This window comes from Mesorhizobium sp. AR07 (assembly GCF_024746815.1).
Classification (GTDB): domain Bacteria; phylum Pseudomonadota; class Alphaproteobacteria; order Rhizobiales; family Rhizobiaceae; genus Mesorhizobium.
In genome coordinates, this window is sequence record NZ_CP080525.1 from 687,152 (window position 1) to 696,348 (window position 9,197).

A 9,197-nucleotide genomic window follows, 5' to 3' on the forward strand; every position below is an offset into this window, starting at 1 on the left:
CCCCGGCGACCCACAGAGGCGCCGGATCTTATCAGCAACCGTGCTTCCGGAAAAAAACAAGGAACAGGATATGGCACAGGAACGTAGGGATGGCGGCCGCGGCCGCGATCGTGAAGAGCGCGATGACGGCATGGTGGACAAGCTCGTCCACATCAACCGCGTCGCCAAGGTCGTCAAGGGCGGCCGTCGCTTCGGTTTTGCAGCACTCGTCGTCGTCGGCGACCAGAAGGGCCGTGTCGGCTTTGGTCACGGCAAGGCGCGCGAAGTGCCGGAAGCTATCCGCAAGGCAACGGAATCGGCCAAGCGCGACATGATCTTCGTGCCGCTGCGCTCGGGCCGTACGCTGCACCACGACGTCGAAGGACGCTGGGGCGCGGGACGCGTTCTGTTGCGCGCCGCCAAGCAAGGTACCGGCATCATCGCCGGTGGCCCGATGCGCGCCGTCTTCGAGACGCTCGGCATGCATGACGTGGTCGCCAAGTCGATGGGTTCGTCGAACCCTTACAACATGGTTCGTGCCACCTTCGACGCGCTGAAGAGCCAGATGCATCCCAAGGATGTGGCTGCCGCTCGTGGCATCAAGTATTCGACCCTTCAGGCCCGCCGCGGCACCGCCGTTGCGGCTGAAGAATAGTCGATCTGACCAGGGATTTTGACCATGGCCAAGAAAGCAACAAAGACCGTCACCGTTGAGCAGATCGGTTCGCCGATCCGCCGCCCGAAGGAACAGCGCGCGACGCTGGTCGGGCTCGGCCTCAACAAGATGCACAAGCAGCGCACGCTGGAAGATACGCCCTCCGTGCGCGGCATGATCGCTGCCGTCCAGCATCTCGTCCGCGTCGTGGACGAGGGCTGAGCCAGAGCGCAGGAGAACCCAGATGAAACTCAACGATCTGCGTGACAAGGACGGCGCGACGCACTCCAAGAAGCGTCTCGGCCGTGGCATCGGCTCCGGCACCGGCAAGACCGGCGGTCGCGGCGTCAAGGGCCAGAAGGCGCGCTCCGGCGTTGCCATCAACGGCTTCGAGGGTGGCCAGATGCCGCTCTACCGGCGCCTGCCGAAGCGTGGCTTCAACAACATCTTCGCCAAGAGCTTCACCGTCGTCTCGCTGGCCCGTATCCAGGTGGCGATCGACGCCAAGAAGCTCGACGCCAAGGCAACCGTGACGGCTGAATCGCTGGTTGCCGCCGGCGTCATCCGCCGCGTCAAGGACGGCGTGCGCATCCTCTCGGACGGCGAGATCAAGGCGAAGCTCGCCTTTGACGTTGCCGGCGCCTCCAAGGCAGCGATCGAGAAGATCGAAAAGGCCGGCGGTTCGGTCAAGCTGCCGGAGAAAAAGGCAGCTGCCGAGTAACGGCAATTTGAAGCGCGATCGGCAAAAGCGATATCCGTTTTTGCTCACGATTGCGCTTTGATCTGTTCAATTAGGCGGCCGCGTCGACGCGGCCGCTTGCATGTTTAGGGCCCGGAGCTTATCTCGTGAGCTTCGGTGAAACGCACCGCCTGACCTCACGGGCCATCAAGCGTTACCAAGCGGAGAATCAGGCATGGCTTCGGCTGCTGAACAACTAGCCTCGAATCTGAATTTCTCGGCCTTCGCCAAGGCGGAGGACCTGAAGAAACGCATCTGGTTCACGATCGGCGCGCTGCTCGTCTATCGCCTCGGCACCTACATCCCGCTTCCCGGCATCAATCCCGACGCCTTCGCCCAGGCATTCTCCTCGCAGAGCAAGGGCGTGCTCGGCATGTTCAACATGTTCGCCGGCGGCGCCGTGCAGCGCATGGCGATCTTTGCGCTGGGCATCATGCCCTACATTTCCGCCTCCATCATCATGCAGCTGATGACCTCGGTCATCCCGTCGCTGGAAGCGCTGAAGAAGGAAGGCGAACAGGGCCGCAAGGTCATCAACCAGTACACGCGCTACGGCACCGTGCTTCTGGCGCTGGTTCAGGCCTATGGCATTTCCGTGGGGCTCGAGGGCGGCAACGGCATCGTCAGCGATCCCGGCATGTTCTTCCGCATCTCGACCGTCGTCACGCTGGTCGGCGGCACCATGTTCCTGATGTGGCTCGGTGAGCAGATCACCGCGCGCGGCATCGGCAACGGCATTTCGCTGATCATCTTCTCGGGCATCGTCGCCGGCCTGCCGCACGCCATCTCCGGCACGCTGGAGCTTGGCCGTACCGGCGCGCTGTCGACCGGCCTGATCCTGGCGATCATCGTCCTGGCCATCGTCGTCATCGCCCTGATCGTGTTCTTCGAGCGCGCCCAGCGCCGCTTGCTGATCCAGTATCCGAAGCGTCAGGTCGGCAATCGCATGTTCCAGGGCGATACCTCGCATCTGCCGCTGAAGCTCAACACGTCGGGTGTCATCCCGCCGATCTTCGCCTCGTCGCTGCTGTTGCTGCCGGCCACCGTCGCTGGCTTCTCGCAGACGACCAACATGCCGGCCTGGGCCAGCACCGTCCTGGCGTCGCTCGGCCATGGCCAGCCGCTCTACATGGCGTTCTACGCGGCGATGATCGTGTTCTTCGCCTTCTTCTACACCGCGATCGTGTTCAACCCGAAGGACACCGCCGACCAGCTCAAGAAGCATTCGGGCTTCATCCCGGGCTATCGTCCGGGCGAGCGCACCGCCGATTACATCGATTACGTCCTCACCCGCATCACCGTCGTCGGCGCCATCTACCTGGTGCTGGTGTGCCTGCTGCCGGAGTTCCTGATCTCGGCGACTGGCGTACCATTCTACCTTGGTGGCACATCGCTTCTGATCGTGGTCAGTGTCACGCTCGATACGGTTGCGCAGATTCAGGGACACCTGATCGCGCATCAGTATGAAGGCCTGATCAAGAAGTCGAAGCTGCGCGGGGGGAAGAAAGCCAGATGAGGTTGATATTGCTTGGGCCGCCAGGGGCGGGCAAGGGGACACAAGCACAAAGACTGGTAGAAAAACACGGCATACCCCAGCTTTCGACGGGCGACATGCTGCGTGCAGCCGTCCAGGCAGGCACCGAGGTCGGCAAGCGCGCCAAGGCGGTGATGGATGCCGGCGAGCTGGTCTCCGACGCCATCGCCAACGCGATCGTCGCCGAGCGTATCGATCAGGCCGATTGCGCGAAGGGGTTCATCCTCGACGGATATCCGCGGACCCTGGTGCAGGCGGACGCTGTTGAGCAGATGCTTTCGGATCGCTCCCAGGGCCTCGACGCGGTCATCGAACTTGTCGTCGACGACAAGGCGCTGGTGGGTCGTATAGTCAAGCGCGCCAACGAGGCACAGGCCGCCGGCCTGCCCGTTCGCAAGGACGACAATCCGGTCGTGTTCGAGGAGCGCCTGCGGGAGTACTACAAGAAAACGTCGCCGCTGATTGGCTACTACTATGCCAAGGGCAAGCTCCGCAGCGTCGACGGCATGGCCGATATCGATGCCGTAACGGAACAGATCGAAGCGGTGCTAGGGACACAGCGCGGGGAAATTAACGATTGCGCTTGACGGGAGCGGTTCGCTGGGGTATGGCGGCCCGTCTTCCTATCAGGCATCGGCTTTGCTTGTCCGCAAGGGCAAGGCAGCCGCTTTGAACTGGAAACTCCCGCATGGGCCGGCCTCCACCGGACGCGGGGCAACTTAAGATAGCGCCGGTTCGTCCGGCCCACATGGAGAAGAGAAGAACATGGCTCGTATAGCCGGCGTCAACATTCCGACCAACAAGCGCGTCGTCATCGCGCTTCAGTACATTCACGGCATCGGCAAGAAGTTCGCCCAGGAGATCGTCGACAAGGTCGGCATCCCGGCCGAGCGTCGCGTCAACCAGCTGACCGACGCGGAAGTGCTGCAGATCCGCGAAACCATCGACCGCGACTACCAGGTCGAGGGCGACCTGCGCCGCGAAGTCTCGATGAACATCAAGCGGCTCATGGACCTCGGCTGCTACCGCGGCCTGCGTCACCGCCGTTCGCTGCCGGTTCGCGGCCAGCGCACGCATACCAATGCGCGTACCCGCAAGGGCCCGGCCAAGTCGATCGCCGGCAAGAAGAAGTAATTGAGCGAATCGCGAGTAGCTCGTAGCGAATAGGGGTTCGTCTCACTATTCGCTACTCACTACTCGCTTTTGCAAGGTGGAGCCGCTGGCATTACGGCGGTGTAGAGATCAACTGAAAGGACTATCATGGCCAAGGAAGCCGCTCGTGTTCGCCGTCGCGAACGCAAGAACATCTCGTCGGGCGTTGCCCACGTCAATTCGACCTTCAACAACACGATGATCACCATCACCGACGCGCAGGGCAATTCGATTGCCTGGTCGTCGGCCGGTGCCCAGGGCTTCAAGGGTTCACGCAAGTCGACCCCGTTCGCTGCCCAGATGGCCGCCGAGGACGTTGCCAAGAAGGCCCAGGAACACGGCATGCGCATGCTCGAAGTCGAGGTCTGCGGACCTGGCTCCGGTCGTGAATCGGCACTGCGCGCCTTGCAGGCGGCCGGCTTCACCATCACCTCGATCCGTGATGTGACGCCGATCCCGCACAATGGCTGCCGCCCGCGCAAGAAGCGCCGCGTCTAAAAAAAATACCGAACGCCGCGCGAGCGCCCCTTGGGGTGCGCTCCTCCACGGCATTCCAGGTCGCCCGCCACGATTGGATGGTGGCGGGTCAACGGAAGGAAAGCATCATGATCCAGAAAAATTGGCAGGAACTGATCAAGCCGAACAAGATCGAGTTCTCGTCGAAGAAGAAGACGCTGACCACGCTGGTCGCCGAGCCGCTCGAGCGTGGCTTCGGCCTGACGCTGGGCAACGCGCTGCGCCGCGTGCTTCTGTCTTCGCTGCGCGGTGCGGCTGTTACCGCCGTGCAGATCGACGGCGTTCTGCATGAATTCTCGTCCATCGCCGGTGTGCGCGAGGACGTGACCGACATCGTCTTGAACATCAAGGAAATCGCCATCCGCATGGAAGGCGATGGTCCCAAGCGCATGGTCGTGCGCAAGCAGGGCCCGGGCGCTGTTCTCGCCGGCGACATCCAGACGGTTGGCGACGTCGAGATCCTCAACCCCGATCACGTCATCTGCACACTGGACGAAGGCGCTGAAATCCGTATGGAATTCACCGTCGACACCGGAAAGGGTTACGTGCCGGCCGACCGCAACCGCGCCGAAGACGCGCCTATCGGCCTCATCCCGGTCGACAGCCTCTATTCGCCGGTCAAGAAGGTCTCCTACAAGGTCGAGAACACCCGCGAGGGCCAGGTTCTCGACTATGACAAGCTGACCATGACGATCGAGACCGACGGTTCGATCACCGGCGAGGACGCGGTGGCTTTCGCCGCCCGCATCCTGCAGGACCAGCTCGGCCTGTTCGTCAACTTCGACGAGCCGCAGAAGGAAGTCGCCGCCGAAGCCGTCACCGAGCTCGCCTTCAACCCGGCGTTGCTCAAGAAGGTCGACGAGCTCGAGCTTTCGGTGCGTTCGGCCAACTGCCTGAAGAACGACAACATCGTCTATATCGGCGACCTGATCCAGAAGACCGAAGCCGAGATGCTGCGCACCCCGAACTTCGGCCGCAAGTCGCTGAACGAGATCAAGGAAGTCCTGGCGGCGATGGGCCTGCACCTCGGCATGGAAGTGCCGGACTGGCCGCCGGAAAACATCGAAGACCTCGCCAAGCGATACGAAGATCAATATTGAGGCTCGAAAGAGCTTCTTGAACCCGCAATGAAGGAGAAGAGCCATGCGCCACGGATTTAAGGGCCGCCGGTTCGCCCGTAGCATAAGCCACCGCAAGTCGATGTTCGCCAACCTGGCCGTGTCGCTGCTCGAGCATGAGCAGATCGTCACCACCTTGCCGAAGGCGAAGGATTTGCGTCCGATCGTCGAGAAGCTGGTGACGCTCGGCAAGCGTGGCGACCTGCATGCCCGCCGCCAGGTGATCGCGCAGATCGGCAATGAAGGCGTCGTCAAGCGCCTGTTCGACACCATCGCCCCGCGCTACGCCACCCGCAACGGCGGCTATCTGCGCATCATGAAGGCGGGCTTCCGCCACGGCGACAACGCCGCCATGGCTGTCATCGAGTTCGTCGATCGCGACACCTCGGCCAAGGGCGCCGGCGACCGCGCCCGCATCGAAGCCGAAGGCACCGACGCGGACGCCGCGGCCGCATAAGGCTCGGTTTTCCGAAACGAATTCAAAGGGGCCTGCGGGCCCCTTTTTGTTTTCTGAAAGGTGCAGATTGCGGCTGAAGCCGATTTCCTGGCAGGAACCGAGGGTCTTTGGCCAAAATAATCGGATTTCAGCGGCTTAGCCTTTCATTTTGCACAATCGTCGGGACAATGCCCCCGAACTTGCCTTGGAGGATTCGTGAATGCGCGCCAACCGACTGTCCCTTGTTCTGCTCTTCGCCATGCTGGCGTTCGCAGCCGCACCGGTGGTCAGGCAGGCATTGGCCGAGGAGACCAAGACCGATCCCGGCCTGTCAGACGTGCTGACCGATCTGCTGCATGGTGTCGAAGGCGAGAACGCCACCTCCGGTCCCGACAAGCGCGTGCCGTTCGGCCGCGACGAAGTGCAGCTGTCGTTTGCCCCGCTGGTCAAGCAGACGGCGCCGGCCGTGGTCAATGTCTATGCTTCGCAGACCGCCAAGGTGACGTCGCCTTTCGACGGCGATCCGTTCTTCGAGGAATTTTTTGGCCGCTCGCAGCCGCGCGCCCAGTCTTCGCTCGGCTCCGGCGTGCTGGTCGATCCGACCGGCGTCGTGGTCACCAACTACCACGTCATCAAGGATGCCGATCAGGTCAAGGTGGCGACCGCGGACGGGCGCGAATTCGACAGCAAAGTGATGCTCAAGGACGAGACGCTCGACCTTGCCGTGCTCAAGATCACCTCGGACAAGCCGTTTCCGGTCATCCCCATCGGCGATTCCGACGCGCTCGAGGTCGGCGATCTGGTGCTGGCCATAGGCAATCCCTTCGGTGTCGGCCAGACCACCACCAGCGGCATCGTTTCAGCACTGGCCCGCAGCCATATCGGCGTGTCCGATTCCAGCTTCTTCATCCAGACTGACGCCGCCATCAACCCCGGCAATTCCGGCGGTGCGCTGATCAACATGGGCGGCCAGCTGGTCGGCATCAACACAGCGATCTACAGCCGCAGCGGCGGCTCGATCGGCATCGGTTTTGCCATCCCCGCAAACATGGTGCGCGCGTTTGCCGATGCGGCCAAAGCCGGGCTCGACTTCTTCGAGAGGCCCTACATCGGCGCCGAGTTCGAAGCGGTGACGCCGCAGATTGCCGAATCGCTCGGCATGGAGAAGCCGACCGGTGCACTCGTCTCGTCGGTCGAGGCCACCGGACCGGCCGCCAAAGCAGGGCTCAAGCCTGGCGACGTCGTGCTGCAGCTTAACGGCAAGCCAGTCGAGAGCATAGAAGCGTTGGACTACCGGATGGCGACGCTGTCGATCGGCACCACCGCCAATTTCGCGGTTCTGACCAAGGGCAAGCAGGCAGCGATGGACATCGCGCTGGAGCGCGCGCCGGAAGGCGCGAAGGCTGCTGAAGTGACGCTGCACGGCCGCAGCCCGTTCTCGGGCGCCAAGGTCGCGGAACTGTCGCCCCGGCTCGCCCAGAAGCTTGGCCTGCGCACCGACATCAAGGGCGTCACCGTGGTCGACATCAACCGCGACTCGCCGGCCGCCGATTTCGGCTTCCAGCCTGGCGACATCGTGCGCGAGGTGAACGGCACCACCATCGATACCGCGGCGACCCTGGAGCAGGCGGCCAAGGCGGATACACGCTGGTGGCGCTTTACCGTCGAGCGCGGCGGGCAGATACTGCGTCAGGTGTTGCGTTATTAGGGCACGGCCCCCTGTATTCGGGCTTATGCTCCAACCAAAAAGAAGTGCATGGCCGATCTGTTCAGCGTCGATGAACCGGAAAGAGCGCCGCCCGGCCGGCCGCTTGCCGACCGGTTGCGGCCGAAGAACCTCGGCGAAGTCGTCGGCCAGGAACATCTGACCGGTCCCGATGGCGCGCTGACCCGGCTGATCGGGTCGGGTTCGCTCGGCTCGATGATCTTCTGGGGGCCGCCCGGCACCGGCAAGACGACGGTGGCGCGGTTGCTGGCCGGCGAAACCAGCCTGGCTTTCGAGCAGATATCGGCGGTGTTTTCAGGCGTCGCCGACCTGAAAAAAGTGTTCGAAGCCGCCAAGCTGCGCCGCGCCAACGGCCGCCAGACCTTGCTGTTCGTCGACGAGATCCATCGCTTCAATCGCGCCCAGCAGGATTCTTTTCTCCCGGTTATGGAGGACGGCACGGTCGTGCTGGTTGGCGCCACCACCGAAAACCCGTCCTTCGAGTTGAATGCGGCTCTGTTGTCTCGCGCGCGCGTGCTGGTCTTCCATTCATTGGGCGAGGAGAGCATCGCCAAGCTGATGGTGCGCGCCGAGGAGACCGAGGGCAGGGCGCTGCCGCTCGACGACGAGGCGAGGGCGATGCTCATCCGCATGAGCGATGGCGACGGCCGTGCCTCGCTGACGCTCGCCGAAGAAGTCTGGCGCGCCGCCAAGCCAGGCGAGATCTTCGATCCCGAAGGCCTGCAGCGCATCGTCCAGCGCCGCGCGCCGATCTACGACAAGGGCCAGGACGGCCACTACAATCTGATCTCGGCGCTGCACAAATCGGTGCGTGGCTCCGACCCCGACGCCGCGCTCTATTATCTCGCGCGCATGTTCGATGCCGGCGAGGATCCGCTCTATCTCGGCCGCCGGCTGGTGCGCATGGCGATGGAGGACATCGGCCTCGCCGACCCGCAGGCGTTGGTCGTCGCCAATGCCGCCAAGGATGCCTACGACTATCTCGGCTCGCCCGAAGGCGAACTCGCCTTTGCCGAAGCCACGGTCTATCTCGCCACCGCGCCCAAATCCAACGCCGTCTACACCGCCTTCAAGGCAGCCACGCGAGCCGCCAAGGAGCATGGCTCGCTGCTGCCGCCGAAGCACATCCTCAATGCGCCGACCAAGCTGATGAAGGAAGAGGATTACGGCGCCGGCTACCGCTACGACCATGACGAGCCGGATGCCTTTTCGGGCCAGGACTATTTTCCCGAGAAGATGGGCCGCCAGACTTTTTACGATCCGCCGGAGCGCGGTTTCGAGCGCGACATCAGGAAGCGGCTCGACTATTGGGCGAAGCTGCGCAAAGAGCGGGAATAGAAGG

Annotated in this window: 11 protein-coding genes; all 11 read left to right on the plus strand. The window is 63.1% G+C overall.

Annotation, left to right across the window (positions count from 1 at the left end; all coding sequences use genetic code 11):
- The first annotated feature begins 70 nt into the window (after positions 1-70).
- Positions 71-634: a 30S ribosomal protein S5 gene (gene rpsE, locus BPNPMPFG_RS03635; protein ID WP_006333394.1), complete on the plus strand. Its 564-nt coding sequence runs from the start codon at positions 71-73 to the stop codon at positions 632-634.
- Positions 635-658: 24 nt separating this feature from the next.
- Entirely contained in the window at positions 659-856 is a 198-nt protein-coding gene (gene rpmD, locus BPNPMPFG_RS03640) for a 50S ribosomal protein L30 (protein WP_023736690.1), read from the plus strand.
- A gap of 22 nt (positions 857-878) precedes the next feature.
- The gene (rplO, locus tag BPNPMPFG_RS03645) at positions 879-1,355 is read left to right on the plus strand and encodes a 50S ribosomal protein L15 (RefSeq protein ID WP_258593274.1); all 477 of its coding nucleotides are present in this window, start codon (positions 879-881) and stop codon (positions 1,353-1,355) included.
- Positions 1,356-1,548: 193 nt separating this feature from the next.
- Positions 1,549-2,889 carry a preprotein translocase subunit SecY gene (gene secY, locus BPNPMPFG_RS03650; RefSeq protein ID WP_126069209.1) on the plus strand — a complete coding sequence of 447 codons (1,341 nt, stop codon included), beginning with the start codon at positions 1,549-1,551 and terminating at the stop codon, positions 2,887-2,889.
- Positions 2,886-3,494, plus strand: a complete 609-nt coding sequence (locus BPNPMPFG_RS03655; RefSeq protein WP_258593275.1) for an adenylate kinase — start codon at positions 2,886-2,888, stop codon at positions 3,492-3,494. Before secY ends, BPNPMPFG_RS03655 begins: the two co-directional genes overlap by 4 nt.
- A gap of 178 nt (positions 3,495-3,672) precedes the next feature.
- Positions 3,673-4,041, plus strand: a complete 369-nt coding sequence (rpsM, locus tag BPNPMPFG_RS03660; protein ID WP_006205445.1) for a 30S ribosomal protein S13 — start codon at positions 3,673-3,675, stop codon at positions 4,039-4,041.
- A 126-nt stretch (positions 4,042-4,167) separates the two neighbouring features.
- Entirely contained in the window at positions 4,168-4,557 is a 390-nt protein-coding gene (gene rpsK / locus BPNPMPFG_RS03665) for a 30S ribosomal protein S11 (protein WP_006205444.1), read from the plus strand.
- A gap of 107 nt (positions 4,558-4,664) precedes the next feature.
- The gene (locus BPNPMPFG_RS03670) at positions 4,665-5,675 is read left to right on the plus strand and encodes a DNA-directed RNA polymerase subunit alpha (RefSeq protein ID WP_013531438.1); all 1,011 of its coding nucleotides are present in this window, start codon (positions 4,665-4,667) and stop codon (positions 5,673-5,675) included.
- A 43-nt stretch (positions 5,676-5,718) separates the two neighbouring features.
- Complete coding sequence (gene rplQ / locus BPNPMPFG_RS03675; protein WP_056588614.1) at positions 5,719-6,150, plus strand: 50S ribosomal protein L17; 432 nt, start codon at positions 5,719-5,721, stop codon at positions 6,148-6,150.
- A 199-nt stretch (positions 6,151-6,349) separates the two neighbouring features.
- On the plus strand, positions 6,350-7,837 hold the full coding sequence (locus BPNPMPFG_RS03680; protein ID WP_258593276.1) for a DegQ family serine endoprotease: 1,488 nt from the start codon (positions 6,350-6,352) through the stop codon (positions 7,835-7,837).
- Positions 7,838-7,885: 48 nt separating this feature from the next.
- Positions 7,886-9,193 carry a replication-associated recombination protein A gene (locus BPNPMPFG_RS03685; RefSeq protein WP_258593277.1) on the plus strand — a complete coding sequence of 436 codons (1,308 nt, stop codon included), beginning with the start codon at positions 7,886-7,888 and terminating at the stop codon, positions 9,191-9,193.
- Positions 9,194-9,197 lie beyond the last annotated feature (4 nt).

Bases quoted from the DNA above. Each gene is read 5' to 3' on its own strand.
- rpsE (WP_006333394.1), top strand. From the start codon at position 71: ATGGCACAGGAACGTAGGGATGGCGGCCGCGGCCGCGATCGTGAAGAG.
- rpmD (WP_023736690.1), top strand. From the start codon at position 659: ATGGCCAAGAAAGCAACAAAGACCGTCACCGTTGAGCAGATCGGTTCG.
- rplO (WP_258593274.1), top strand. From the start codon at position 879: ATGAAACTCAACGATCTGCGTGACAAGGACGGCGCGACGCACTCCAAG.
- secY (WP_126069209.1), top strand. From the start codon at position 1,549: ATGGCTTCGGCTGCTGAACAACTAGCCTCGAATCTGAATTTCTCGGCC.
- BPNPMPFG_RS03655 (WP_258593275.1), top strand. From the start codon at position 2,886: ATGAGGTTGATATTGCTTGGGCCGCCAGGGGCGGGCAAGGGGACACAA.
- rpsM (WP_006205445.1), top strand. From the start codon at position 3,673: ATGGCTCGTATAGCCGGCGTCAACATTCCGACCAACAAGCGCGTCGTC.
- rpsK (WP_006205444.1), top strand. From the start codon at position 4,168: ATGGCCAAGGAAGCCGCTCGTGTTCGCCGTCGCGAACGCAAGAACATC.
- BPNPMPFG_RS03670 (WP_013531438.1), top strand. From the start codon at position 4,665: ATGATCCAGAAAAATTGGCAGGAACTGATCAAGCCGAACAAGATCGAG.
- rplQ (WP_056588614.1), top strand. From the start codon at position 5,719: ATGCGCCACGGATTTAAGGGCCGCCGGTTCGCCCGTAGCATAAGCCAC.
- BPNPMPFG_RS03680 (WP_258593276.1), top strand. From the start codon at position 6,350: ATGCGCGCCAACCGACTGTCCCTTGTTCTGCTCTTCGCCATGCTGGCG.
- BPNPMPFG_RS03685 (WP_258593277.1), top strand. From the start codon at position 7,886: ATGGCCGATCTGTTCAGCGTCGATGAACCGGAAAGAGCGCCGCCCGGC.